Here is a 26519-nt window from a genome sequence, read left to right as displayed (position 1 = left end):
TATCAAATTTCTGTTGCCATCACTACGGGAGCTTTTGAAATGACGACGATGATGGTCTGCATGACGGACGCTGCGACACATCGCGCGCGAGTGCCTGATGCCGCCTTATGATCCCGAGGGTGCCGCTCTGGATGATGACCTGGCGCCCAACGCGCGCTACCCGCGTCACCTCACGCTGGATGAACGGATGATGATGGTGGAGNTGAAGCTGGATGAGATGACACGCATCTTGCAGAACTATCACAGCGATCACCAGGTCATGCGCAGCATGGCGGATGATTTAGAGCAATTGGTGCAGGGGCTGCGGTGGGCGCGGACTACCAAAACGGTGACGCTCTGGAGTATCGCCATCTTGGCGGGTCTTGCGGGCAGCATCAAATTCTTACTGCCATCGCTCCAGGAGTGGATGAAATGACGCAGCAGTGGCTTGACCCGGCGGTATTGCAACGCGCCCTGGTCGCCGCGGGCTATCACCCCGGTCCGGTGGATGGCGTGTGGGGCCGGCGCAGCATCCGCGCGTTGCGCGACTATCAACGCGACCATGGCCTGACGCCGGACGGCATTGCCGGGCCGCTGACGCTGGCGCGGCTGCTGCCGCAGTGGCAATCCAGCGTGGCCGCGTCCGCCGCGGCAGTGGCCGCCGGAATGCCCTGGTACCAGGAAGCCCAGCGCCTGCGCGGCACCCTGGAGCAACCGGGCCAGGCCAGCAATCCGGTGATTTTGGATTGGGCCAAGCAGGCAGACATCCCGTATTCCGGCGATGACGTGGCGTGGTGCGGCCTCTTTGTCGCGCACTGCATCGGCGCGACGCTGCCCGATGAGCCGCTGCCCAGCCGCCCGCTGAGCGCCCGCGCCTGGACCGGCTGGGGGCGCCAAGTGACCCCTGGCCTGGGGGCCGTGCTGGTGTTCTGGCGCGGTGTGCGGGCCGGCTGGCAGGGGCACGTCGGCTTCTACGCGGGCGAGGACGGCAGCGCGTTTTCCGTGCTGGGCGGGAATCAGTCGGATCGCGTCAGCATGGCCCGCATCAGTCGGGAACGGCTGCTCGGCGCCTATTGGCCGACCACGGCGCCCAGCGCGGTACAACTCATCCAAGCGGCGCCGGCAACCGGCGCACTCAGCCANAACGAGGCATAGGTATGAACGATAACCTTGAACAGCAGGTCGCGGCAGCACGGGGAGTGGCCGGGTCAATCGTGGCCTCGCTGCAACCCCANAAAGACCCGCTGTGGCTGTCGGCGCTGCGCGGCCGGATGCTGGCGGTGCTGGCGTCCGGTTTAGCGCTGTGGGGGTCGGCCGGGCCGGCCTGGCGCGAACTCCAGGCCATGATGACGGAGGGGCCGACCGGGGCGCATGTCGGCGCGATGCTGACGCACGCCACCGTGATGACGGATCACGGCACGGCCCTGCTGGTGGCGGGCGGCGCGCTGGTCTCGCTGCTGGCGGCGTTGGCCTCCAAGCTGCGCTCGCGCTGGCAAGCCAAACAGGCGGCCGCCTTGCTGCACCTCGCCGCCTGAGCCAGGGCCGCCGCCGATGGCCCGCACGGTCCTCATTCCCCCGGCCAGTCTGCCCGGCAGCCCNGCCACACCGGGGCCGGCCGCGGTGTCACTGACGCTGGTGGATGCGGCGGATCAGCCGGTGCCGGCCAGCGATCTGGNCAACGCGACGCTGTGGGTCGGCACCCATCACTACACCGTCAGCGACCAGCCGCTGGCGATCACAGTAGCGACCCAAGACCAGGTGCATGGCGAGACCTATTACCGAGTCGAGGTCCGGGCGGGCACCACCTGCTGGACGCGACGCGTGCAAGTGCCGACCGCGGATGGCAGCGATCTGACCTGGGCCGCGTTCGTTGGCCTGACCGCGCCGGTCGCGCCGCCCGCCAATCGGTTGCTGCCTGATGCGGCGCTGATNGCTAACGGCTGGTCGCTGACGGTCGCCCAAGGACAGCCGGTGTGGTCCCCGGTGATCCCCGGCAGCGGCGATATGCAAGCGCTGCTCTACGATCCGCGNGGGGTGCGCGCCGACGCGTTCTCTGCATCCAACCTGACCGGGGCCATCGACGGTGGCACCTTTTGAGCACCTGAGGACCTGAACCATGACCCAACGCATTCAACTGAGGCGCGGCGTCAAAGCCAATCTGCCGAGCAGCAACCTGCTGGCCGGCGAGGCGCTGATCACCACCGATCGCGGCACCCTGCACGTCGCCACCGGGGCGACGACCAAAGTGCCGGTGGTGCCGGCGCTCGATGACCTGAGCGCGATTCCGGCCGTGGATGGCGCGACCGATTTCCTGCTGATCCACGATGCCAGCGGCAGCGGACAAAAGGAATGCAAGATCACCGTCGATGCGCTCAAAACCGCGCTCAACATCCCGGCCGGGTCGAGTGACGAGAAGGTCGCGGCGGTGTCCGGCGGCACCGCGGGCTATCTGTGGGGCACCGATGGCACTGATGGCGTGTTGCGCGGCTCGGCCTCGGTGGCGCTGACCAAAGACGTGGGCAACGCCTACATGGCGTTGGCGGTGGATGTGATTGACGGCGGGACCTTCTAGCCCGTCATGGCGCAGCGCATTCGGCTCAAACGCGGGACGCGCGCCCAGCTCGCGGCGGCGGCGGCGGCCAGCGGGCTGACGGCCGGCGAGCCGTATCTGATCACCGATGAAGGCGTGCTGGCGGTCGGCACGGCCGCCGGGGCCTACGCCGATACCGGCGCCAGTGCGGTGTGGATCGGCCCGAGCGCGCCCACCAGCCAGGTCTATCGGCTGTGGTTCGATACGTCCGACCCGGCCGTGGTGCCGGGCGGGCTGTGCCTGTATGTGCGCGATCCCACAACCGGCCAGTGGCTGCCCAGCTTGGCCGACGCCCTGCTGACCCAGCCGGCGCCGGTCGCCTTCCCGGCGTCCGCGACAGCGCCTGGCGTGCGCGGCTCATGGGCGTGGAATGGCACGCACTTCGCCTTTGCGGTTGCCGATAACGCATGGGTCCAGATCGCTCCGGAGAGTTCATTCTAATGGCAACAGTGAAAGGGTTGGTCGATATTGACACCGGATTGGCGGCGCCGATTGGCACCGCCGGCTACGCGGTAGTGGCCGCCGACACACCCAACGCGGCCCGCGCTGGCCTGGAACTGAGCACGGCGGCGACCATGCATGCGTCGGCGTTTGCCGCCTTTGAAGACGGTCAGAAAGGGGTGGCGGCTTACAATTTCGGCGATCATCGCGCTGCGGACTATGTCACCGTCGATGCCGTCAACGCGATGATCGCGGTGTCGGGTGAAAACCTCACCATGTTGCCGCCGCCCTATGCTGTCGTCGGTGCGGCAACCCAAACGATTGCCAACGCGATCACGCCGACGATCATCTCCAGCCTGACCATACCGGCCGGCAAGTTGCGCCATGACGGCCAGCGTCTGAGCATCTATCACGCGGGTCGGTACGTCAATAACACGGGCGCGGTCAATGGGTTCACGCTTGAGGTGCTGATCAATAATGTTGTGGTGTGGACCTCCAGCACCGCACCGGCGCATCTGAGCAGCGCCGGTAATCCCCGGATGCTGGCGGTGGATATGGCGCTTGATCGGCGGTCTCCCACCACGGCTCAACTCCGTGGGCAGGTCAGCCTGGCGGTGGCATCTACCGAATTCGGCGATCTCACATCAACCGCATCGCGCGCGACGCCGTTTCTGGGTGCAGTGGCTGGCGAGCCGTTGCTGGCGCTGGATTTCAGCGCCACCATTGTGATTGCTGTGCGCATGACGCTATCGGTCGCCGCAGTGACGCACACATATACCGCAATCCGCTCCGATGCCTATTGCGACCGTGATGTATTCGTGGCAACGCCGCCCCCGCCCACTGTGCTGACACTTGACTGGCTGGAAGACCTCCCGGTCTATAACCCGAGCATTATCCAGCCCACGCTGCTGCCGAATACAACCGGATACCCACGGCTGTCGACCGGGACCATCAAAACGTTTGCGATGAGCGACAACCAATTGAGCATGTTCGACGTAACATGCTCAAAGCTGGCGACGGCAATGGCGGATGGTATCACCGCATCGCAGGCCATCAATGCCACGCAGATGCACGCGCGCGAATGGTCGCCGGTTGCGATCCAGAGCTATAAAGACGCGGTTGGCTCAAACGTGTCTGGCTTGGCATTTGTCTCCATCGGGCCGTCGACGACCGAAGATATTCTATTCGCTGGGCATATCCTCTACAGCGGCGGACGCGCGACGCTGAACGCAGCTATCACCGCGACCGCCACCACCGTGGCCGTCACCAATAGTAGCGCGCTTAAAGCGGGCGCATACGGGGTGATACGCCCTGCCGGCTCGTGGGCAACGGCTGAGCTGGTATATGTCGCTAGCGTGTCAGCCGCCAACGCGACGGCGACGATCACCAGGGCATACAAGTCTACTGCCCGTGATCATGTGGCTGGCGAGATCATCCAGATGGTCGAGCCCATGGCGGCGGATGCGCCAGAGGGGTTTGGGCTTAATTTGTCGAATGCGTGCCCCGTTGATGGCAATGGCAACAAGCTCAACCAGGCGCTGGCCACCATCATGGCCGCATACCATGATAAGACCGCGACCCTGGGCGCGCTGACGTGTCACGTCGATGGCATTCTGTGGGATAGCGACTGGAAATATATCTTTCATAAAGGCGCGGACAACGCTGACGTGGACCTTGATGGCGTGACCGACCACGGCATCAATCTTGCCACTGGACGCAATATGTGGGGTGACGGGCTGGTCGATCTGTCTGTCAATCTGCGCGCCGCTTTGAATGCGCGCGGGCTGACTGGCACCATCGTGATGTCGGGCGATATGAAAGCCTGCAATCAAACGGTGAATGCTGGCGGGCAGTTCGAAGGGTTTCGTCAAGTCTATTCCGAAACTGGTTCCGGCACCGCCAATAACGACTATTTCCCGAGAGACTTCAGTGCGCTGAAAAACGCAATGATGACATCCGGCTATGGCCCCCAATTTTTTTGGGACCTCCAGCTCAAAGACGGCACCCAGGCCTACCCAGGGGCTGGCAGCGCCACATCGAACGCACCATTCCGTTTCGGTTTAGGCACCGCGCTGCTCTTTGGCGCGAGCATTAGCTGCCAGAATCGCCCAGGGTCGACGGTTCCACTCGTGCCGGCAGAACCGTGGATGTGGTGGGATGAGTACAGCGTGAGCACCGTGCCCGGCGCCGACTACGGAACAGCCGCTGCGCACACCAACTTCACTGCGCTGCGCGCTGGCGTGCACTGGCTGGGGCTGCCGACGGGGCCAGCACGCAGGCTGTATGACTCCGAATTCGAGATCGAGCACAACCTGATCACCAACGGTGATTTCGACGTGAACACGACCGGGTGGTCGGGCACACGCATTACGCTCTCGCGCGATACCGCGGAAAAAGTCAACGGGACCCATTCGCTCAAGGGCGTGCTGACACTGCCGCTGACGACGCACGCGGCGTCTGGTGCAATCATCACCGGGCAAACCATCAATTTGACTTCCGGCCAGCATTACACCCTGTGTTTCGCCATTGCGTCAGAATACGATCGGTTCGTCCAACCGCAGGTATCAAACGCCCTGACCTGCAAAGGGCTGTTTATTCCAGGCGGCAGCGTGTGGAGCCGACAAGTGTGGTCATTCCGCGCCCCGGCAAACAGCAATGAAGCGCTGCGGCTGAATGTCGGCGGGATTGGCGGGGCGCTGTGGGTCGATCAGGTGAGGTTCTTCAGCGGCAATGCGGACCTGTTCCGGCGCGATTTCGACCAGGGCATCGTCATCGTCAATGCCAGCCCGATCGCCCGGACCGTCGACCTGGGCGGCACCTTCCAGCGCATCCAAGGCACCGGGCAGGACCCGGTGAACAACGGCGCCACGCTGACCGCGGTGACGGTGCCGGCGTGGGATGCGGCCATTCTCGTGCGGCCGGAGGTCTAGCACATGGACCTGCCAGCGAACCCGCAGGAAGGCGACCGCGTGACTGCCGGGCAGCGGATGCTGGAGTTCCGCGCCGGGCGCTGGATCCTGGTGGCGGAGCAGGGCACGTTGATTCCGGGTCCGGCCGGCCCGGCCGGCGCCGCTGGCGCGGCGGGGGCGGCCGGCGCCGCGGGTGCGGCCGGCCCGGCTGGGGCCGACGGCGCCGACGCCACGCTTGATCCGGTCTATCACTGGGAGCAGGCGGGCGGCAGCGGCACCTGGACCAAGCCGGCCGGGGCCTATCGCTACGCCGTCATCACGGTGATCGGCGGCGGTGGCGGCGGTGGCCGCGGCTATCCCCTGGCGGCGGCCGGCACGGCGGTGTCGGGCGGGGGCGGGGGCGGAGGCAGCGGCTGGGCGCAATACGTGGTGCCGTGGGACACGCTGCCGACGACGCTGGACTGGAGTGTCGGCGCCGGCGGGGCGGGCGGCACCAGCGGCGCTGGTGGCGTCGGGGTGGCGTCGAAGTTGGGCTTCTGGCGTGCCGGCGGCGGCGGCGGCGGCGCGGGCGGCGGCACCGGCACGGCAGCGGCCGGCGGGGCGGGCAACGCGCTCTTCGCCGGGGGATTGGGCGGCCCCGGCAATATCGGGGCGGCCGGCAACAATGGCAACTATGGCCAGGGCCTGGCGCCCAGCGGGGCGCCCAGCGGCGGCGGCATTGCGGCGAACGGCACCGCCTACAAGGGCGGGTCCGGCCGGGCGGCGGCGCAGTATTGCCTGACCGGTGCCACGGATCAGCCGGTGATCGCGGCTGGTACCTATGGCGAGGTGGGCGAACCTGGCGGTGCCGGCGGCGCCTCCACCTTGGCCGCGCCTTTTCTCGATGCGGGCGGCAGCGGCGGCGGCGGCGGCGGGGCGCTGGCGAGCGGCACCGGCGGGGCCGGCGGGGCGGGCGGCTGGCCGGGCGGCGGCGGCGGCGGTGGCGGCGCCGGTATCACCACCGGTGGGGCGGGCGGGGCCGGCGGCGCGGGCCGCGTGGCGATCGACGGGTTTTGATATTTGCGGCACCGTGAAAAGCGTTTGAACCTTCTCACCGAGCTACGATAGCGCTACAACACTGCGCGTAACGCAGTATAAAAACATTAAAAATAGCTACTTGCGAAGAATGCCCATCCAATCCAGCATGGGGGCGACGGCGAGTCGCGACATCTTGAATCCGCTTGGATTCCCCGTCGTTGCGGGATTTCCTTCCGTTAGGTTTTTCATCATGTAGCACTTCTCGCGCTCGCTTGATGAGCGAGTACGACCGAGAAACCGGATGCGGGAAAACTGCACGTCCGGGTCTGTGGCGGGGGCTCCGGGCAACCGCAGTCCCTACGCCGGAGACTCAATCTTGGCTCAATCTTGGCTTCACGGAAAATAACTTGAGCCCCTCACCTGGTCCTCTGGAAATCAGCTCAGTTTCTTGAGAATATGATTTGCAAGATGATCTTTGATTTCGACATGCCGCGGAACAGGTTGAGATGCTCCAGTCTGCGGATTCTGATACCAGTCGTGTTTCCCGCCGTGCCGTACCAAAACGCAACCCATTTGTTGAAGTCTGTCGATGAGATCACGCCTTTTCATGCGACTGCGAGTTCTCCGACACGGCGTACAGACGGAATAGTGCCGCTGCTCACTTCCTGGTAGATGTCGCGCAGGTGTTCCTGGAGATCCTCCAACGTTTCTCCCTGCGTCATGTAATCTGGATATTCTTCGAGATATCCGAGCCACATGTTTTCATCTTGCCAATAAACATACTTACGCATGGTCATCGCGAACCTCATAAGCTGGAGTGAAAATGGTGGCAAGGGGCGACGGTCAATAATCTCTCTTCTTGGCGATCAGGTTCGTCTCCGGTTTAAGGTGCCTAACGAAAAAACGCTTGTTGAACTAATCCGATCCTGGCACGGTGCCCGCTGCGGGCGCGGTCTTCCTTAAAGATAGGGGATAGTATCCCCGAGCCCAGGGTCGCCAGCCGGTGTCGGTCGGTATCTCAGTACAGGGGCGATGCTCGGAGCGGCGCATAGCGGGCATCCGAGGGGGTCGCAGGGCGACACGAGGGCGATTTTGAGTCGATTGTAGACCAGTTTCCTGCGTGTGGGCGAGCGTGAGCGCAGGCCGCGCGCGGCCTGTCTAACGTGACGGGTGAGCCCTGATGCTTAGTTGGGGCAGGCGTGTTCATCACCCGGCCACGCCGCCGCGGGGCTAGGGGTCACATGCAGGCGGCTCGGGTAGCCCCGTGATCGGTCGGGGAGGCACCGCAACATTGACCGGAAACCCGCCCTGAGGATTGGGAGGATGCCGTTTTCACCCAGGGGGGCGGTTAACCTGCGATCAAAGCGGCTCTTGAAGAACGCCGCCGCACCCGCGGCCCCAACAAGCGCCCGGTCAAGGAACAGGTGGCGATCCGGCTCGGCCCTGAGGTCTTGGCGGCGTTTCGAGCCGACGGCCCCGGCTGGCAGACGCGCATCAATGCGGTGTTGCGGCAGTATGTGGAGCAGCAGCGGTCGGCACCATGACCATGCTAACCATCGGAATGAAATGAAACCCAATCGGTGCGTCGGCTGCGAGATCGGGCGGGCCCTTCACGCAGTCATCCTGGAAAGGACGCTGAGGCTCCAGCGGCGTGCCGCTGGCATTGTCGCGCGCTTGCGGGTTCAATGGCCGACTCAGTCAGCCGACCTTGGCCTCTCCAGTGGAATCAGTCGATATCCTCAGCGTGTTGTTCCTGGTGGCCTTGCTGGCCGGGTTCGTGGACGCGATTGCCGGGGGCGGCGGACTGCTGTCCATCCCGGCGTTGCTGTGGGCCGGCCTGAGCCCGGTGGAGACCCTGGCGACCAACAAGGCGCAGGCGGTCTTCGGCAGTGGCACGGCGGCGGCCAATTTCATCCACAAGGGTCAAGTGGACCTGCGCGCGGCAGCCTTCGCGGCGGCCTGTACCTTTTTCGGTTCCGCCGCTGGGGCGCTCTTGGTCCAGCGTTTGGACAGCGCCGTTCTCGGTCAGTTGATCCCGCTGCTGCTGATCGGCTTCGCCCTGTATTTTCTGTTCTCACCGCGGGTCTCGGAGTTGGACAGCCGGCAACGCCTGGCGGCGCCGCTCTTTGCCCTCACGGTGGGGTTCTGGGTGGGCTTCTATGACGGGTTCTTCGGTCCCGGCGCCGGGACCTTCTTCGCGATGGGTTATGTGGCCTTGCTCGGGTACAACCTGCGGCGCGCCACGGCGCACAGCAAGCTCCTGAACTTGGCCAGCAATCTGGCGGCACTCTTGGTCTTTCTGCCGGCCGGGCAGATCCGCTGGCCAGTGGCGGCGGTGATGGCGGTCGGCCAGTTGCTGGGTGCTTGGCTCGGCTCTCACCTGGTGTTGCGCCACGGCGCGGCCCTGGTGCGGCCGGTGCTGGTCGCGTCCTCGCTGCTGATTTCAGCCAAGCTCTTGTTTGATCGCTGGGGCTGACCGCGCGTCAGCAGACAGGGTTCGAACGACTGCACCATCCTTACCGGCCACGGTCCACGAGAATTCCGCTCGCGGCTACTGTCAGCGGTAGCGTGTTAACACGAATCCGCCCTGGGTCAAGGGTGTTTCTATATTTACAACACTTGCCGGTGTTTCTAGAATGACAACATGCCAGCCGTCGCCATCCATGACATCCGCCGTACCCTGACCGCCGAGGCGTTCGTCGAACTGAAAGTCTGGGAGGTTCCGGAGCCGGTGCGGGGCAGCGACCACCAGTACAAATACCGCTTGGTCTTGGTTGTGAATGAACGCTGCGTGCTGCGCTATGACAACGAGGCCGGCAAGGGCGACCACAAGCACGTCGGTGCGGCCGAACTGGAAGAGCCGTACCACTTCGTCTCGCGGCAGCAGTTGCTGGACGATTTCTTTGCCGATGTCGCCACCCTGCTGCGATGAGGACCAGACGATGAGAACCCTGATGATCAATGTTTGCGATCTGGAGACCACCAAGGCGCGCATGTTGGACGCGCTGGCAGGCCGCGGGTCTGACGATGTGCTGTCCTTTCCGTCCGAGGAACTGCTGTTCACGGTCCTGACCGCGCGCCGCTGGCCGGTGCTGCGGGCCTTGACCGGTGCGGGACCGGTGGGTGTGCGCGCGCTGGCGCGGCAGCTTGGGCGCGATGTGAAGGGCACGCACACGGACACCCAAGCGCTGGTCAAGGCGGGCGTGATCGAGAAGACCGTCGACGGCAAGCTGCATTTTCCGTATGACGCGGTACGCATTGAGCTGGGTTGGCGGGTAGCGGCCTAAGCGCGTCGCGGCGCTTCTGCTCCTCGCCGGGCTTGCAGAACACCACGAGGTCAAGTCTGTGTGTGCTGCCGCACCGAGCCCGCTCTCTCTTGTCTGTAGTGTCGTGGTGTGGTGATGAGACCATCATCCCACGCCTTGGTCATGGCGAACATTGTCATGGCCCAACGTGACATCAGGAGACCCTCGATGAGAAACCAAACCCGTACCCTTTCATTGGTCCTGACCCTTGCGCTCGCCGGCCTCGGGCTATCCGCGGCCCTGCCCGCCGCGGCCGAAGAGGGCATGGCTGAAAGAACAGGTCAAAAAATTGATCAAGCGGCCGAAGTAGCGGGTGACAAGCTGGGCGCCGCAAAGGATTCGGTCGGCCGGAAAGCGGAGCAGGCCAGCGACTACATGGGTGACGCTGCGATTACTGCAAAGATAAAGTCGGAAATTCTTGTCGATTCGTCGCTGAAGGTATTGCAGATTCATGTGACGACCACGGACGGCGTGGTGAATTTGAGCGGTGCCATTGATTCGCAACTGAACATCGACCGGGCGGTGTCAATCGCCGCGAACACCCAGCATGTGAAGCTGGTGCAAAACGCCCTGGTGGTGAAGGCCGCGAACTAACTTGGTGTGTTGGCTGACGCACCGATCGATGCCTCGGATAGGGATCATCTCATGACTGTGCCGCGTCCGTTGTAACCGCTGTGCACGGTAGGGCGCGGATGCTCCAACGGCATTACCCGACGACTTCTCAAACTTCGAGGATTGACCATGAACCGTTCGATACTGATCTCCGTCCTGCTCTTAGGCTTGGGTTTGGCCGGTTGTGACAAGCAACCGACGGTGGTGAATGTTCCCGCGGCTGCGCCGGGGCCTGCTGGTCCGCAGGGCGCAACCGGGGAACAAGGCAGCAAGGGCGACACCGGCAAAGCCGCCCCGACCGCCCCTCCGGAATCGGCAAAGTAAGACAACCGCTTGATAACCTGTAGGAGGGGGCGATGAGTCCAGGTTCCATCGGCTTGGTATCGCCTTCGCATCTCCTATCCAAGCATGACTTAAGAGAAGGGCGGGTTTGAAATCCGCCCACACCTCTGGATATCGCGCTGGTCCTGAATGTCGTGCCGGCCGCAAGAGAACTGGAGGTCGAGGCTTTAGCCGGTCGACCTCGCGTATGCGCGGCCCTCGTCCGGCTAACGGCCATGGAAGGAACCGCCCCGGAAGATGAAAGTCCCCGTGGGAGCGGCGTCCCGCCGCGATGCGGTGCCGCGGTGACCTCGACGCTGCGGNTTTCACCGACGCCATGAACGTGTAGTACCGCGACTGGGCGATCACCACGCCAAACAAAGTGGCAATCGCCCGCAGCAAGTTGGAGGTGCGCGAGGCGGTGATCGGCACCAGGATCGCCTGGAGTGTCAAGATGAACCAGCGACTGCGCCGCTGGCCATGCGCGGTCGCCGGAAAGAGGGCTTGGAACTGCACGGCAAGAGCGGGTAAGATCGACATGGAATGCGGGCTCGTTTAGTTTTTAATCAATGGTTTAGTCACCCTCGATTATACGCTGAATGGAGTCCGCATTCACCGTTAAGTCGCTGAAATATCATCGCAATAAGCCGCTATTCCGCGCCCTCAGCGAGGCCGTCGAGCGGCTGATATAGTATATTAGCTATCACTAATGGACTGCGCGATACGTGTACGCTTTTCGCGTTGCATACTGTGTATTTCTCATTAATTAAAAGTAGGAAACTTCAGTAAGTAAGGGCATCTGTCCGTTCATTATCGCTATTATCCGCCCAAGATTGTGCCTCGTGTTTACCTCAGCGAAGTCTGTTCAGATCATCGGGCAAGAGTTGCCGAATATGCATCACTGCAATAACGTCGTAGATCAAATCATCCCAAGTGGCCTGAGTTGGCAAGTGGTCTATCAACTTGTGTGCAGCATCTCGAATGTCTGTTTGCATGGTGTCCTCAGGGCTCGTCGGTCCGGGGCCAGTCGACCAAATGTTGCGCGGCTTGTCAATGTTCGGGTTGGATCGATCGGTCAGGGCGTCGCGCCCGGTGTCGGGAACGAACCCCAACATCGCCGCCCGCCGATGATTGGCGTTGGGGTTCTTTCGTCACGGCAACCGGTCCTCAACCGCGCCGCCGGTCATCACCTCGGTTCGATAGGCGCGCAGCGCTTGCCGCAGGGTCGGGAAATACCGGTCGCCCAGCAGGTCCCGCGGGAGTCCGAGCCGATCCAGTTCACGCACGATCTCCCCGCCGCGGCCGGCGATGACCAGTTCAGCGCCGCGCCGGTGTAGTTCTTCGCGGACCGCTTGCACGGCGTCGAGCCCGGTCAGGTCCAGCCGGCCGAGGGGCAGAAAGTCAATGACAAACCACTTCAAATCAGGTCCCTCCATGTTCATCGCTTTCACCGCTTCGCGTTTGAAGTAATTCGCGTTGAAAAACACCAGGGCCGAATTGAAGCGCCACAGCACCAGCCCAGGCGTCGTCCGTACCGCCGGGTCAAAGTCCGTGGCGTGGAACCCGGCGTTTCCCCTGAGCAATCCCAACAGTTCCACTCGGGGCCGCGCGGTGGACTTCACAAAGCGCAGCAGAGCAAGGGCGACGCAGATCAGGATCGCGTCGATGGCACCCACCCAGACCACGCCCAGGGTCGCCACCAGCGATAGACCGAACTCCTTCTTGTCGAGCAGCCAGAAACGCTTGAGCGCGGGCACATCGATGAGTGACAGCGACGCCTTGATCAGCACCGCCCCCAGGGCCGCGATCGGAACATAGCTCAGCGGCTGGGTGAAGACGAGGAGCACCAGGGCGATAGCCGCTGCCGAGACGATGCCGGTGACTTGCGTGCGTCCGCCAACGGCATCGCTCATGGCGGTCCGCGAATCCGCCCCACTGATCGCGAACCCCTGGGAGAGGGCGGAGGAGATATTGGCCGCTCCCAAGGCGGTGAACTCACGGTCGACGTCGATATCGTAGTGGTTCTTGGCGGCGAAGCTGCGCGCGGTCAGCATGGTGCTGGTGAAGCTGATCAGGGCGATGGCAGCAGCCGCTCCCAAAACCTCGTCGATCAACTCAAGGGGGATCACGGGCAGCCGCAGGGCCGGCAGACCCGCCGGAACCGACCCGACCACGGCCACCCCCTGGGCATCCAGTCCGAACAGGGCGACCGCCGACGCGGCCGCGACGATGGCGATCAGGGCCGTCGGCAGACGGGACCACCAGCGCGGGACCAAAACCAAAACCGCCACCGTGGCCGCACCCACCGCCAGAGTCGGCAGATGCGTTGACCCGAGCTTGCCGACGAACTCCAGGCCGCGCGGAATGATGCCGGGAGCCGACAGGGTCAGGCCGAAGAGTTTACCGATCTGACCGAGGATGATGTGCAGGGCGATGCCGTTCAGGAAGCCCACCAGGATCGGATTAGAGAGAAAATCCGCGAGCGCACCCAGGCGCAGGAAGCTGGCGGCAATGCATATGAGCCCCGCGACCAGAGCCAGCGCCGCGGAGAGTGAGAGGTAGAGGGCCGGATCGGCTCCGGCCAGAGGTGCCACGCTGGCGGCAATCAGGGCGCAGGTGGCGGCATCCGGCCCGACCACCAACTGGCGGGAGGTGCCGAACAGGGCATAGGCCAACAGCGGCAACATGCTGGAATAAAGCCCGATCACCGGGTCGAATCCGGCGAGCTGCGCATAGGCCACACCCACCGGCAACGCCACCGCCGCCACCGAGAGGCCGGCGATCAGATCATCGGGCAGGTCCCGCGGCTGATAGCGCAGCAGCGCCGGCACGCCAGGGGCAACACGCCCGATCCGATCCACCCACACCGACGCACGAATCCTGTCCATGGCTGGCACCATTGACCACTGCTGTCTGACATGCGCGCGATTTTAGCAGTTCCCGACCTGATGCAAGCGTGCGGCGGCAGCCTCACCTGCCGTTGGGACCCCACGGTAACGGCCATGGAAGGAACCGCCCCGGAAGATGAAAGTCCCCGTGGGAGCGGCGTCCCGCCGCGATGCGGTGCCGCGGTGACCTCGACGCTGCGGCTGCGCGCCCGGCCCCATCGCGGCGGGACGCCGCTCCCACAGGGTCGCTGCGCGACTTTCACGGTAAAACCGCAATTTGTAGATTGGTTGCGGGACCGACGACCCCGCGGGGGCCTTGATCATCGTTCCGACCGTAGGGTGGACTAGCGATAGCGCAGTCCACCGAATCCCGCGCCGTCCCTGGTGGACTACGCTGCGCTTGTCCACCCTACGAGGCCGCGTGGCCGGAACCGTGATCAAAGCCCCCCGCGGGCAATGCGGTCGCCGGGATCATCAAGGCCGGCGTTATGCTGCGCCACAAGCAGGTATCACAACATCCCCAGTTGCAGCTTGGCCTCGTCGCTCATGTTCGACTGGTTCCAGGGCGGGTCCCAGACCAACTCGACCTGGATTTCGCCCACCCCTTCCACCGAGGCCACCGCATCCTTGACCATCAGCGGCATCATACCGGCCACCGGGCAGGCCGGGGCGGTGAGTGTCATGTCGATGTTCACGTCACCGCGATCACTGATCGCGATCTTATAGATGAGTCCCAGGTCATAGATGTTGACCGGGATCTCGGGATCATGGACTTCGCGCAGTGCGGCGATGATCGGCTCGCGTAACTCTTCCGCGTCCATCCGCTCAACGACCACATCCTCATGGTGACGGGTGTCATCCGGCACCGCGGCGTTCCGGCCGTATCCCGCGAAGCGAGCCAAACGATTCATTGGAGACCTCTCTACGACTTGCATGACGACCTCGAACCAGGCAGAGAAACCGCTAATCGATCGGCGCCTGCTCCAACCGGCTGCCCACCTGCTCCGCGACCTGATCGCGCAAGGCATCCGGGGTCAGACAATCCAGGATTTCACCGGCGAAGCCCAGACACAGCATGCGCCGGGCCAGCGGTGCGCTGATGCCGCGCGAACGCAGATAGAACAACTGTTCCGGCTCGATCTGCCCGACCGTCGTCCCGTGACTGCACTTCACATCGTCGGCATTGATCTCCAATTGGGGTTTGGTATCGACCTCGGCCCCTTCCGACAGCAGCAGATTGCGGTTGGACATGGCGGCATCGGTGCGCTGGGCGTCCTTGGCGACATAGACCCGCCCGTCGAAGACCGCCCGGCCCTTGCCGTAGAGAATCCCTTTGAAGTTCTCCCGGCTGCTGCAATGCGGCAGGCGATGATCCACATCCAGGTGAAAATCCATCAATTGACGGTCACCGGCCAGATAGAGCCCCTGGAGATCGCACTCGGCATGCTCACCGGCGAAACGCACATTCAGATCGGTTCTCGCCCAAGAGGCGCCCAGACCGACATTGACACACTGATAGCGGCTGCCGGCCCCCAGACTGAGATAAAGCCCGGCGATATGGAAGGCATTGGCGCTTTCGGTCTGAATGCGCTGGTGCTTGAGTACCGCATCCCGTCCCAAAGACAACTCCAGAACCGAATTGGTGCAGTACAGCGCTTCACCGAGACTGACATAGCGCTCGATCAGGCTGGCCTGGGCGCCGGCCTCCAGCGCGACGACATGACGCGGTTGAGCGACGCGGGGCTCATCCATGCCGACCGACAGATGAATCAGCTCGATCGGCCGTTCCACCTGGGCGCCGCGCTCCAACAGGACCACCACACCGTCATCCAGGCCGGCCGTATTGAGCGCGGCGAACAAAGGCTGCGTCTCGCCGGCGACACCATTGAGACGGTCTTTGAGCGCATCCGGGTCGGATTTCAGGATCTGAGCCAGCCCACCCACCCGCAGCCCGGCCGGCAGGTGCTGCAGGTCGGACAGTCCAGGCACGAACCGGCCGTTGACCAGCACGACGCGATACGCCTCCAGACCCGGAACCAACAGGGGTTCGAGGTCCCGCGGTTCCAGCGGGGTCGTCGCCTTGGCGGTCGGAGTGAAGCCCTGCTCCAAGAGTCGGGTCAGGCTGGTATAGCGCCACGCCTCCTGCTTGGTCGTGGGAATGCCCTGATCGCGGACCTGGGCACGGGCCTGAGCGCGGCGGCTGTCGAGCCACGCCAGCCCGGTGTCGGCCGCGGGTCCGTCGTCCGCGAGCCAAGGCGCGAAGCCGTTGCCGGGTGTCGCGTTCATGCCGCCTCCTCGGCTCCAAGCCAGCCGTAGCCCTTGTCTTCAAGCTCCAAAGCCAACTCCTTGCCGCCCGAGCGGATGATCTGGCCCTTCGCCAGCACGTGCACATAGTCGGGCTGGATGTAATCGAGGAGCCGCTGATAATGTGTGACCAGGATCACCGAGCGCTCCGGGCTGCGCAATGCATTAACGCCGTCGGCAACGATGCGCAGGGCGTCGATATCCAGACCCGAGTCGGTTTCATCAAGGATGGCGAGCTTGGGCTCCAGGATAGCCATCTGGAAGATCTCGTTGCGCTTCTTCTCACCGCCGGAAAAGCCGAAGTTGACCGGGCGTTTCAGCAATGAGTCATCCAGGTGCAGCACCTTCAGTTTTTCCTTCATCAGGCGCAGGAATGACACCGCATCCAGTTCCGGCTCGCCGCGCGCCTTGCGAATGGCATTGAGCGCCGCTTTCAGAAAATAGGTGTTGTTGACTCCCGGCAGCTCCACCGGATATTGGAAGGCGAGAAAAAGCCCCAGGTGAGCACGCGCTTCGGGCTCCAAGTCCAATAAATCCTGACCCTCGAAGGTGACACTGCCGCCGGTGACCGTATAGCCTTCCCGACCGGACAGCACATGCGCCAGGGTACTCTTGCCCGAGCCGTTGGGGCCCATGATGGCGTGCACCTCACCGCGGCCGATCTCCAGATCGAGACCCTTGAGGATCTCCTTATCACCGACATTCGCTTTCAGACCCTTGATAGACAGCATCTCAACTCTCCGAAACTGAACGCGGCCAGCGCGATGCCGCAATAAATTCGCTCGCGTACAATGCTTGAATGCGCATCAGCCCACCGCGCCCTCCAGACTGATCGACAGCAGTTTCTGCGCTTCCACCGCGAACTCCATCGGCAACTGGTTGAACACCTGTTTGCAGAACCCGTTGACGATCATGGAGACCGAATCCTCCGTGGTGAGTCCACGCGAACGGCAATAGAATAACTGGTCATCGCTGATCTTCGAGGTGGTGGCCTCGTGTTCCATCTGTGCCGACGGGTTCTTGACTTCGATATAAGGGAAGGTGTGGGCGCCGCAGCGGTCGCCGATCAGCAGCGAATCGCATTGCGTATGATTGCGCGCCCCCTGCGCCTTGGCGGCGATGCGCACCAACCCGCGATAGGTCTGCTGGCCCTCCCCCGCCGAGATGCCCTTGGAGACAATGGTCGAGCGGGTGTTACGGCCCAGGTGAATCATCTTGGTGCCGGTATCGGCCTGCTGGCGGCCCTTGGTGACGGCGACCGAATAGAACTCACCGACCGAGTCGTCTCCGCGCAAGAGACAACTGGGGTATTTCCAGGTGATGGCCGAACCGGTCTCCACCTGCGTCCAGGAAATCTTGGATCGGGCGCCCCGGCAGTCGCCGCGCTTGGTGACAAAGTTGTAGATGCCGCCGCGGCCCTGGGCGTCACCCGGATACCAATTCTGGACTGTCGAATATTTGATCTCGGCATCGTCCATAGCGATCAGTTCCACCACCGCGGCATGGAGCTGATTCTCGTCACGCATGGGGGCGGTACAGCCTTCCAGATAGCTCACGTGACTACCGGCTTCGGCGACGATGAGCGTCCGCTCGAACTGACCGGTGTTGCGGGCGTTGATGCGGAAGTAGGTGCTCAGCTCCATCGGACAACGCACCCCCTTGGGGACATACACGAAAGTCCCGTCGCTGAACACCGCGGCATTCAGGGCAGCGTAAAAGTTGTCGGTATGCGGGACGACTGACCCGAGATGCTGCTTGATCAAGTCCGGATAGTCGTGCACCGCCTCGGAGATCGCACAGAAGATGACGCCCGCCTCGGCCAGCTTGGTCCGGAAGGTGGTCGCCACCGACACGCTGTCGAACACGGCGTCCACGGCGATGCCGGACAGCGCCATCTGCTCCTCGATCGGGATGCCGAGCTTGTTATAAGTCTCGCGCAGCGCCGGGTCGATCTCGTCCAGACTCTTGGGGCCATCTGTCGACTTGGGAGCCGAGAAATAGGAGATCGCCTGGTAGTCAATCTCCGGGTAATAGACGTGCGCCCACTTGGGGGTCGCCAGGGTCTGCCAGTGGCGAAACGCCTTGAGCCGGTACTCCAGCAAGAACTCCGGCTCACCCTTGCGGGCGGAGATGGCGCGCACCACCCCCTCGTCCAGACCCGGCAGGAAGGTATCGGACTCGATCTCGGTGATGAATCCGTGCTCGTACTCTGACTCAACGATGGCTTCGACGGCTGTGCTTGCGGACATCGCACCTGGCTCCGTAACGACTGAGCGCCCATTTCTGAGCTGTTTACTAGGTTTTTAATATACGCCTCTCCGGACGCGTTTCAACACCTTTGCGCTCGGTGCAGGCGGAAATTTTCGCGCGCGGCGCCCGCACCGGGGGAGCGCGGAAGGCCCGGCATCGTTATCGTCGTGCCGACCTGCCTGATTGCAAGGTCGGCGGTCCGCACGGCGGCAGCGGGTCTAGCCCCGACCACCTCGTCGTCTGCGCTGCAGTTGGTCCGTGCAGCGGACCTTACAGATCGCAGCCTAAGCGTAGGGTCGGCTGTTCGGACCGATTACGGCCGGCCGGAACGAGGATCAGCGCCAACATATGCGTGAAGCTGGTCGCAGAACCGACAGCGCAGAGGCGCCCTCGCCTGGACAGGTGGCCTGGGATGAACTAGCGTACATATCGTGCCCACACTCAACCCGATCGGCTGTCCCCCGCTATCCTTCCACGCAGTAGGCCGTCATGAAACCTCGCCTCCCGCTCCTAGCCGTTGTGTCCTGTCTGGTGACTGTTTTATGGGCTCAGCCAGCCGCAGCGTCGCGTTACGGCATGATACACATGACCGACGCGCAGGAGCAGGAACTCGCCGATTGGTTCGATGGCCTGGAACCCCACGAGGCTCCGCCCGCCTACACGTCAATCAAAGGATCGGTCTCGGTGCTCCATCATCTGCACTACACGCCGGAGTTGCGCGACCAGACGCCAACCGGCACCTGCTGGGCTTGGGCCAGCACGGCGATGATGTCGATGTATTTCGACAAGCAGTTCGGCGGTCATCCCATGCTGCAGGATGGGCTGTCCGTTCAATTTCTGGCATCGAACGCCTGGATGGTCGGCTCGAATCTCAACTCGGGTGGGCACGTCGGCAAGACCAAAGCCTTCTACGATATGATCGGGTATGCCATTCCTTATACCAATACCGGCGCGGCCTGGGACACGGAGTTCGCTGTCGGTGAGGTCCGCCCATCGGCGATTGCCTCAGGAACCCCGTGGAGCGCATCCGGCGATAGGTCATTCCCCATCTCGCGCATCAAGAATTCGCAGGTACGCACGTGGCGCGTCCTCCAGAAGGACGCGATCAAAAACCTGAAAAGCGTCCTTGATGCCGGCCATCCGGTCGGCCTGCTGTTCTTCCTGCCGACAACCGCCGACTGGGATCGATTCGACGCGTTTTGGGAGAAGGAGCCTGCCGACACGATCATCAGCTTGGATTATGCGAAGGGCCATACCTGGGACAAAGGGGGCTGTGGGCACTGGACGGTACTCGTCGGGTACAACGACGAAGACGCCGATCCGGCCAAGCACTACTGGACCATACTGAATACCCATGGCACAGTGGATAACCGGCGGCCGGATGTGACCTTCCGTCTGGCGATGAATATCGACTACAGTGCACAATTCGATGGGAACCCGGACCCGATTCCCTTTATCTATAGCTGGGTGATCATGGATACGATCTTCGCCCCGCGGCACAGCCCAATTCCGGACAAGGGCTTAGACAGCATCTCGCTGACCGTGAATAACTCGCTACCCGCCGCCGTTACCAGCGTGCTCGTCAGCGGCGCGAGCTTCTCCGACCAACCTTCTGCGATCAGTGCCGGACGGCTGACGCTGAATTTTCTCGAGATCCCCTGCAACTCCGAAACCGGAACCTGGACTACGACCCGATCGGCATTCCGCTTCGTCTCGAAGAGCGGTTACCAACCGGCTGTTATTGTCTCGATCAATCGGCTCACCAAGAAATGGTCAGCTTTAGTACGCGGGCCTGGCCTGGACCGCAAGGTCAGTTCGTCCGACGGACTCGTCGCCAAGTTCGAGTACATGGATCTTGATGCACCCGGTGAGCCCTTCGTCCTACTCAGTCAGCGCGGCGTCGTTTACGATCAGGTGAAGACTTGGGCGAGTGCGTTGGTCAAGGGGCGATAGACGGTGCGGGCCTTGGTCACGGCTCCGGGCATGCAACATCGGGTGGACAAGCGCAACGCGGTCCGCGCCGGGCCGCTCAACCTCAGTGGCAGTTTTATCAACGCGTCCGCCAATGGCGTCAACTGTTCAGACGCAGACGCGATCGGGCAAGGCATCACCCGCCGATCCAGCCCCTATTCCACCTGAAATTTCGGGGACATCACCGCCGCCGTCACTCCGGCAGGATACCGGCATCCAGTGCCAACGGTTGGTCTCCGCAACGTCAGACTTGATAATAATAACAGTTCTCATTAATATCCGATACCGGTGTGCGCTCACCGTCGCGTGACGCCCCTTGGCCTGAAACCTATTCCCGCTCAAGGAGTGCAACCCTGTGAATGCTATCTTTCGTACCTTTGTCGTTGCCGCGGCTTTGATCCTGGGCCTGCCCGCCGTCGCCGCCGATGAAGTCAACGTCTACTCATCGCGCAAAGAGGAGCTGATCAAGCCGCTGCTGGATCGCTTCACCGCCCAGACCGGGATTGCGGTCAATCTGGTCACCGGCAAGGAGGATGCGCTGCTCCAGCGGCTCAAGAGCGAAGGAGCCAACTCACCCGCCGACCTGCTGGTCACCACGGATGCGGGCAACCTGTACCGCGCCAAGGCGGCCGGGGTGACCCAGCCCCTGGTCTCGGATGCCCTGAGCACGGCGATTCCGGCGGTCTTCCGCGACCCGGAGGGCCATTGGGTGGGACTCACGATGCGCGCCCGGCCGATCCTGTACGTCAAGGGCAAGGTCGACCCGGCGACCCTGTCCACCTATGAGGCGCTGGCCGGCCCGGACTTCAAGGGGCGCATCTGTGTCCGCTCGTCCGACAACATCTACAACCAGTCACTGGTCGCGTCGCTGATCGCCGCGAACGGGGAAGCGGCGACCGAGACCTGGGCGCGGGGGCTGGTCGCCAATCTGGCGCGTCCGCCCAAGGGCGGGGATCGGGATCAGATCAAGGCCGCGGCCGCCGGTGAGTGCGACATCGCCATCGCCAACACCTATTATCTGGCCGGAATGCTGACGGGCAAGGACCCTGCCGACCGGACTGCCGCTGAATCCGTGGCGGTCTTCTGGCCCAATCAGGACGGGCGCGGCACCCATGTGAACGTCAGCGGGGCGGCGCTGACCGCTGCCGCCAAGCACAAGAACGCGGCGGTCCAACTGGTGGAGTTCCTGGCGAGCCCCGAGTCCCAGCAGTGGTATGCGCAGGAAAACGGCGAGTACCCGGTGCGTGATGGCGTGGCCGTCAGCGCCACGCTGACCGCCTGGGGTCCGTTCAAAGCCGACTCACTGAACCTGGCGCGGCTGGGCGAACTCAATGCCCCGGCGGTCAAGTTGATGGACCGGGCGGGCTGGAAATAGCCGAAGACACCGGTTGAATACCCACTCCGCCTCGCGGCTCTGGTCCGCCGGCATCGTCAGCGTCGCCCTGGTGCTGGCGCTGCCGGTGCTGGTGATCGCCGGCTTTGTGTTCGTTCCCGCGGGCGACACCTGGCGCCATCTGGCGGCCACGGTCCTGCCGGACTATGTGACCAACTCGCTGCTGTTGATGCTGGGGGTCACGGTCGGCACCCTGATCGGCGGGGTCGGCACCGCCTGGCTCACCAGCATGTGCCAGTTCCCCGGCCGCGGGATCTTCGAGTGGGCCTTGCTGCTGCCGATGGCGATGCCGGCCTACATCATCGCCTACACCTATACGGGGATGCTCGATTTCGCCGGACCGGTGCAGACCAGCCTGCGGGGCCTCACCGGCTGGGGCCACGGGGACTATTGGTTCCCGGAGGTGCGCTCCTTGGGCGGGGCGGCGCTGATGCTGTCGCTGGTCCTCTATCCCTATGTGTATCTGCTCACGCGGGCGGCCTTTCTGAGTCAGTCGCTGTGCGTGCTCGATGTCAGCCGCACCCTGGGCAACGGTCCCTGGCAGACCTTTTGGCGCGTCGCGCTGCCGCTGGCCCGGCCGGCGATTGCGGCCGGCCTGTCATTGGCCCTGATGGAGACCCTGGCGGATTACGGCACCGTGCAGTATTTCGGTGTTCAGACCTTTACCACCGGGATCTTCCGCACCTGGTATGGGTTGGGCGACCCGGCCGGGGCGGCCCAGCTCTCCGCCCTGCTGCTGAGCTTCGTGCTGGTGCTGATCGCGTTGGAGCAAAGCTCCCGCCGCCATTCACGGTATCACCAGACGAGTCAGCGTCACCAGGCGATCCGCCGCCACCGCCTGCGCGGCTGGCGGGCGGCGGCGGCCGTCGCCTTTTCGGCCCTGCCCCTGCTATTCGGCTTCCTGATCCCCGCGGGACAACTGGCGGCCTGGGCGGCGACCATCGCCCACACCGTCTATGACACACGGTTCCTGAGTCTGGTCTTCCACAGCCTGGGATTGGCGGCGGTGGCCGCATTGGCCGCACTGGTCTTCGCCGTGCTGCTCGCCTACGGCAAACGGCTGCATCCGTCGTCCGCGGTGCGCGCGGCCGTGCGGCTCGCCGGGCTGGGTTACGCGGTTCCCGGCACCGTGATCGCCATCGGCGTCATCATCCCCTTCGCCTGGCTCGACAACACCCTGGATGCCTGGCTGCGCGCCACCTTCCAGGTGTCTACCGGGCTGCTGCTGAGCGGCACCCTGGCCGCGCTGCTGTTCGCCTATCTGGTGCGCTTCCTGGCGGTCGCGCTGCAAACGGTCGAGGCCGGGCTCGGCAAGATCCGGCCCTCCATGGACGAGGCCGCCCGCTCCATGGCCCTGGGCCCCGGCCAGGTGCTGCGGCGCGTCCATCTGCCGATGCTCAAGGGCAGCCTGATCACCGCCCTGCTGCTGGTCTTCGTCGATGTGCTCAAGGAACTGCCGGCGACCCTGATCCTGCGGCCGTTCAATTTCAACACGCTGGCGGTGCGCGCCTTTGAGCTTGCCAGCGACGAGCGGCTGGCCGATTCGGCCCCGGCCGCGCTGACCATCGTCCTGGCCGGGCTGATCCCGGTCATCCTTCTGAGCCGTTCCATCACCCGGTCCCGCGATGCCCATTCAACTTGAAGTCCGTGACCTGACCGTCGCCTATGGCGGGCGCGCGATTGTGCGCGCGGTGTCATTCGAGCTCGAGGCCGGCACCATCGGCTGCCTGCTCGGCCCCAGCGGCTGCGGCAAGACCACGGTGCTGCGGGCCATCGCCGGTTTCGAGCCGGTGACCCACGGCGCGATCCTGATCCGCGGCCGGGAGGTCTCGGGGCCGGACCACACCCTGGCGCCGGAGGCGCGCCGCATCGGCATGGTGTTCCAGGACTTCGCCCTGTTCCCGCACCTCACGGTGGCGCGCAACGTCGGCTTCGGCCTGCGCGCCCTGCACCGGCGGGCGCGCGCCGAACGGGTCGACGAACTGTTGGAGCTGGTCGGCATGCAACAGGCCGCCCAGCAGTATCCACACCAGCTTTCCGGCGGGATGCAGCAGCGGGTGGCCCTGGCCCGCGCCATGGCCCCACGCCCGGACATCCTGCTGCTGGACGAGCCCTTCTCAAGCATGGACGCGGACCTGCGCGAACAACTGGCGCGCGAGGTGGGCGAGGTGCTGCGGCGCGACGGGGTCACCGCGGTCCTGGTCACCCACGACCAGTTCGAGGCCTTCGCCATGGCCGATCAGATCGGCGTCCTGGGTCAAGGCCGGATCCATCAATGGGGGACCGGATTCGATCTCTACCACGAACCGGCCGACCGCTTCGTGGCGGACTTCATCGGCCAGGGCGTCATCCTCCCCGGCGAGGTCGTCGATGCGCTGCGGGTGCGGACCGAACTCGGGCGGGTGGCGGGGGCGCACACCCACGGGCTGCAAGCCGGTGATGCGGCCGAAGTCCTGATCCGCCCCGATGACCTGATCTACGACGAGTCCAGCCCGCGCCGCGCCACCGTCGTCGCCCGCGCCTTCCGCGGCGCCGAGTATCTCTACACCCTGCGCCTGGAGAGCGGGACCCAATGTCTGTGTTTGGTCCCCAGTCACCATCAGCACGCCATCGGCGACAACATCGGGATCCGTCTGGAGGCCACGCACCTGGTGGTCTTTCCACGCGGCGCCGCGGGCGCGTCGGCGTAGCGCGGCGGCGGGGTCCGGCCCCGACTATGGTAAAGTCGCGACCCAGCGATCGACACAGACACGGAGACCCCTGATGACCCTGCCGCAGACCGTTCGCGCCATTTATCTCAAGGCCCGCCTCATCGGGTCCGTCGCACTGCTCGCGCTCGTGGTCGGCTGCAGCCAGGGGCTGTACGAGAAACGGTTGATCGAGCCCGACGCGTCGCAGGGTCAGTCCTGCCGGAACCGTTGCGAGTTGCTCAAGACCCAGTGCCGCCAGCGCCAGGAGACCCGCGAGCGCGCCTGCCAGGACTGGTACAACCAGGCCAAGGAGGACTACGACCTGTGCCGCAACGGTGGGGCGGGAAAATGCCGATCGCCTCAAACCTGCCTGGGGGCGGACATGAGCATTTGTGACCGGCAGTACGAGGACTGCTTCATCACCTGCGGAGGCCGCATCGAGAAACGGATCAAGCTCAGTCCGGACACCAAGTCGAAGACCGAAACCGCCGCAGCCGGCAAGGCGGCGGCGACCAACTGAGATAGCCTTTTCGCCCCATCCTGCTAGAATTCGCGGGCCCCGCGGACGCCGATCCGCGCACGCCCCCACGCGCTGCCTAACCCGCCGGAGCAAATGCTGTCCCGGCGGACTCGACCCTAAACCTGGAGGACAACTTCGATGGCCCAACTCTTTTCCGCCGACTGGATGAACGAACTCAAGGATGCCTGGAACAACGAACCCGAAGTGTGCGAGAAGCTGGCCGAGATCGGCTTCGACTCCGTGATCTACTGTGGTTTCAAGAACGAAGAAAATCCCCGCGGGATCTTCGTGGTCGAAAAAGGCACCTGCGTGCGTGCCGGCGCCTGGACCGCGAGCGACCCGGAGGCCAACTGGGACATGCGCGCTGATCTGAAGGACTGGCTCAAGTGGGTCGAGAACGGCATCGGCATGGCCGGCATGGGCATCGCCTTCGCCACCGGCAAACTCAAGTTCAAAGTCGGCGACTACAAGGGCATGCTCAAGGACCCGCGCATGGCCAACCCCTTCGTCAAGAGCTTCGGCCTGATGCAGCTCATCGGCGCTGACGAACTCGCCTGAGGCATCCGCTGCTCCGCCGTGCAGAAGCCCGCCCACGTGGCGGGCTTTTCGCCACGGTTGACCGCCGTCAGACTACCGCTGTGACGCAAGGAGGCCGACGCTTTAGCGGGCGGCACCTAGACGTACGGCTACAGCCATAGAACGAACATCAGCCACCCCGGACGATGCCTGTTCCCGTGGGAGCGGCGTCCCGCCGCGATGCGGTGCCGCGGTGACCTTGAACACTGCGGTGATACGCCCAGCCCCATCGCGGCGGGACGCCGCTCCCACAGGGTCGCGGCACGACATACAGGGTTGCAAATCCGGCACGCCACGCCACAATTGCAACCATGATCACCCGCCAAATCCAGCCCCTCCTGAAACGCCGCCTCCGCCAGTTCCCGGCCGTTGCACTGCTCGGCCCACGCCAGGTGGGCAAGACCACGCTGGCCCGCACCTGTCCGGCTGCCGCAGGCGCGCTGTACCTGGACCTGGAAAACCGAGCCTCTAGCGGTGTCCGCAACCCCCTGAACTGAAAAGCCGCCCGGCGGTGGAAAACTTTCGTTTACCCCAGCCCGGAACGAACAATCAGTCAGTTGCGCGGGTGGGCTGGGGCGGCGGGCGAAAATTCNCCCCAGCGTNGCGGCGGGGTCGTGCAAAAAGGCGGCCGCCAAGGGATCATATCGTTATCGAGACGATCCTTTGCAGGAGGACCCCATGGCGGCCATTGAACCGAGCTTATTTGACTGGCGCGATGTTGACGCGCGCAGCGACCTGGAGCGGTTGTATCTG

27 protein-coding genes and 1 pseudogene are annotated in these 26519 nt (G+C 64.0%); 18 read left to right on the top strand and 10 right to left on the bottom strand.

Features of this window, described 5'->3' with window-relative positions; genetic code table 11:
• The first annotated feature begins 411 nt into the window (after positions 1-411).
• The 5 genes from A39O_RS0128115 (at position 412) to A39O_RS42405 (ending at position 6975) form a co-directional block, all read left to right on the top strand.
• Positions 412-1134: an NlpC/P60 family protein gene (locus A39O_RS0128115; protein WP_020507992.1), complete on the top strand. Its 723-nt coding sequence runs from the start codon at positions 412-414 to the stop codon at positions 1132-1134.
• A gap of 961 nt (positions 1135-2095) precedes the next feature.
• Positions 2096-2551, top strand: coding sequence for a hyaluronate lyase N-terminal domain-containing protein (locus A39O_RS0128100; RefSeq protein WP_020507989.1), 456 nt, complete (start codon positions 2096-2098; stop codon positions 2549-2551).
• 6 nt (positions 2552-2557) lie between these two features.
• A complete protein-coding gene (locus A39O_RS0128095; RefSeq protein WP_020507988.1) occupies positions 2558-3010 on the top strand; it encodes a hypothetical protein in 453 nt (150 codons plus the stop codon).
• Positions 3010-5940 carry a hypothetical protein gene (locus tag A39O_RS0128090; RefSeq protein ID WP_020507987.1) on the top strand — a complete coding sequence of 977 codons (2931 nt, stop codon included), beginning with the start codon at positions 3010-3012 and terminating at the stop codon, positions 5938-5940. The genes A39O_RS0128095 and A39O_RS0128090 overlap by 1 nt, the downstream gene beginning before the upstream one ends.
• Before the next feature lie 3 nt (positions 5941-5943).
• Entirely contained in the window at positions 5944-6975 is a 1032-nt protein-coding gene (locus tag A39O_RS42405) for a hypothetical protein (protein WP_020507986.1), read from the top strand.
• A 396-nt stretch (positions 6976-7371) separates the two neighbouring features.
• On the opposite strand, the gene A39O_RS39510 is transcribed toward A39O_RS42405, so the two are convergent.
• Both A39O_RS39510 and A39O_RS0128080 read right to left on the bottom strand, forming a co-directional pair.
• On the bottom strand, positions 7372-7545 hold the full coding sequence (locus A39O_RS39510) for a type II toxin-antitoxin system HicA family toxin (protein WP_083924940.1): 174 nt from the start codon (positions 7543-7545) through the stop codon (positions 7372-7374).
• Positions 7542-7733 carry a type II toxin-antitoxin system HicB family antitoxin gene (locus A39O_RS0128080; RefSeq protein WP_211211750.1) on the bottom strand — a complete coding sequence of 64 codons (192 nt, stop codon included), beginning with the start codon at positions 7731-7733 and terminating at the stop codon, positions 7542-7544. The genes A39O_RS39510 and A39O_RS0128080 overlap by 4 nt, the downstream gene beginning before the upstream one ends.
• 627 nt (positions 7734-8360) lie before the next feature.
• On the opposite strand from A39O_RS0128080, the gene A39O_RS43005 reads away from it, so the two are divergent.
• Complete coding sequence (locus A39O_RS43005; protein WP_245562000.1) at positions 8361-8480, top strand: BrnA antitoxin family protein; 120 nt, start codon at positions 8361-8363, stop codon at positions 8478-8480.
• Here the strand turns inward: A39O_RS43005 and A39O_RS42400 are convergent.
• Positions 8431-8622, bottom strand: a complete 192-nt coding sequence (locus A39O_RS42400; protein WP_211211749.1) for a hypothetical protein — start codon at positions 8620-8622, stop codon at positions 8431-8433. The two genes, A39O_RS43005 and A39O_RS42400, sit on opposite strands and share 50 nt — an antisense overlap.
• 22 nt (positions 8623-8644) lie before the next feature.
• On the opposite strand from A39O_RS42400, the gene A39O_RS0128075 reads away from it, so the two are divergent.
• The 5 genes from A39O_RS0128075 to A39O_RS41950 all read left to right on the top strand — a co-directional run bounded on the left by A39O_RS0128075 (position 8645) and on the right by A39O_RS41950 (position 11177).
• Positions 8645-9412, top strand: a complete 768-nt coding sequence (locus A39O_RS0128075) for a TSUP family transporter (protein WP_245561999.1) — start codon at positions 8645-8647, stop codon at positions 9410-9412.
• Between the two features lie 168 nt (positions 9413-9580).
• Positions 9581-9868, top strand: coding sequence for a toxin-antitoxin system TumE family protein (locus A39O_RS0128070; RefSeq protein ID WP_020507983.1), 288 nt, complete (start codon positions 9581-9583; stop codon positions 9866-9868).
• A 10-nt stretch (positions 9869-9878) separates the two neighbouring features.
• Positions 9879-10223, top strand: a complete 345-nt coding sequence (locus A39O_RS0128065) for an HVO_A0114 family putative DNA-binding protein (RefSeq protein WP_040528984.1) — start codon at positions 9879-9881, stop codon at positions 10221-10223.
• Positions 10224-10409: 186 nt separating this feature from the next.
• A complete protein-coding gene (locus tag A39O_RS0128060) occupies positions 10410-10835 on the top strand; it encodes a BON domain-containing protein (protein WP_040528987.1) in 426 nt (141 codons plus the stop codon).
• A 147-nt stretch (positions 10836-10982) separates the two neighbouring features.
• Positions 10983-11177 carry a hypothetical protein gene (locus tag A39O_RS41950; RefSeq protein ID WP_020507980.1) on the top strand — a complete coding sequence of 65 codons (195 nt, stop codon included), beginning with the start codon at positions 10983-10985 and terminating at the stop codon, positions 11175-11177.
• 306 nt (positions 11178-11483) lie between these two features.
• Here A39O_RS41950 and A39O_RS43875 read toward each other — a convergent pair.
• The 7 genes and pseudogenes from A39O_RS43875 to sufB all read right to left on the bottom strand — a co-directional run.
• Positions 11484-11714 (bottom strand): annotated as a pseudogene (locus A39O_RS43875) (IS701 family transposase); the annotation flags it as partial.
• 311 nt (positions 11715-12025) lie between these two features.
• On the bottom strand, positions 12026-12169 hold the full coding sequence (locus tag A39O_RS41945; protein ID WP_169338504.1) for a hypothetical protein: 144 nt from the start codon (positions 12167-12169) through the stop codon (positions 12026-12028).
• A 156-nt stretch (positions 12170-12325) separates the two neighbouring features.
• Complete coding sequence (locus A39O_RS35545) at positions 12326-14062, bottom strand: SulP family inorganic anion transporter (protein WP_051088902.1); 1737 nt, start codon at positions 14060-14062, stop codon at positions 12326-12328.
• Positions 14063-14571: 509 nt separating this feature from the next.
• Positions 14572-14973 (bottom strand): SUF system Fe-S cluster assembly protein, encoded by a 402-nt coding sequence (locus A39O_RS0128035; RefSeq protein ID WP_020507976.1) that lies wholly within the window; start codon positions 14971-14973, stop codon positions 14572-14574.
• A gap of 52 nt (positions 14974-15025) precedes the next feature.
• Positions 15026-16348 (bottom strand): Fe-S cluster assembly protein SufD, encoded by a 1323-nt coding sequence (gene sufD / locus A39O_RS0128030; protein ID WP_020507975.1) that lies wholly within the window; start codon positions 16346-16348, stop codon positions 15026-15028.
• Entirely contained in the window at positions 16345-17097 is a 753-nt protein-coding gene (sufC, locus tag A39O_RS0128025) for a Fe-S cluster assembly ATPase SufC (protein ID WP_020507974.1), read from the bottom strand. The genes sufD and sufC overlap by 4 nt, the downstream gene beginning before the upstream one ends.
• A 75-nt stretch (positions 17098-17172) precedes the next feature.
• Complete coding sequence (gene sufB, locus A39O_RS0128020) at positions 17173-18615, bottom strand: Fe-S cluster assembly protein SufB (protein ID WP_020507973.1); 1443 nt, start codon at positions 18613-18615, stop codon at positions 17173-17175.
• A gap of 586 nt (positions 18616-19201) precedes the next feature.
• On the opposite strand from sufB, the gene A39O_RS0128015 reads away from it, so the two are divergent.
• The 7 genes from A39O_RS0128015 to A39O_RS0127980 all read left to right on the top strand — a co-directional run bounded on the left by A39O_RS0128015 (position 19202) and on the right by A39O_RS0127980 (position 26263).
• Positions 19202-20569 (top strand): C1 family peptidase, encoded by a 1368-nt coding sequence (locus A39O_RS0128015; RefSeq protein ID WP_020507972.1) that lies wholly within the window; start codon positions 19202-19204, stop codon positions 20567-20569.
• A gap of 373 nt (positions 20570-20942) precedes the next feature.
• A complete protein-coding gene (locus A39O_RS0128005; protein ID WP_211211748.1) occupies positions 20943-21962 on the top strand; it encodes a Fe(3+) ABC transporter substrate-binding protein in 1020 nt (339 codons plus the stop codon).
• Between the two features lie 13 nt (positions 21963-21975).
• Complete coding sequence (locus A39O_RS0128000) at positions 21976-23622, top strand: ABC transporter permease (protein WP_020507969.1); 1647 nt, start codon at positions 21976-21978, stop codon at positions 23620-23622.
• Positions 23606-24670 (top strand): ABC transporter ATP-binding protein, encoded by a 1065-nt coding sequence (locus A39O_RS0127995; protein ID WP_020507968.1) that lies wholly within the window; start codon positions 23606-23608, stop codon positions 24668-24670. Before A39O_RS0128000 ends, A39O_RS0127995 begins: the two co-directional genes overlap by 17 nt.
• A 73-nt stretch (positions 24671-24743) precedes the next feature.
• Positions 24744-25190, top strand: coding sequence for a hypothetical protein (locus A39O_RS0127990; RefSeq protein WP_020507967.1), 447 nt, complete (start codon positions 24744-24746; stop codon positions 25188-25190).
• Between the two features lie 138 nt (positions 25191-25328).
• The gene (locus A39O_RS0127985; RefSeq protein ID WP_020507966.1) at positions 25329-25748 is read left to right on the top strand and encodes a hypothetical protein; all 420 of its coding nucleotides are present in this window, start codon (positions 25329-25331) and stop codon (positions 25746-25748) included.
• 329 nt (positions 25749-26077) lie between these two features.
• Positions 26078-26263 (top strand): hypothetical protein, encoded by a 186-nt coding sequence (locus A39O_RS0127980; RefSeq protein WP_020507965.1) that lies wholly within the window; start codon positions 26078-26080, stop codon positions 26261-26263.
• Positions 26264-26519: the final 256 nt, after the last annotated feature.

Source organism: Lamprocystis purpurea DSM 4197 (genome assembly GCF_000379525.1).
GTDB lineage: Bacteria > Pseudomonadota > Gammaproteobacteria > Chromatiales > Chromatiaceae > Thiodictyon > Thiodictyon purpureum.
This window is presented reverse-complemented; position numbering and strand designations above follow the sequence as displayed.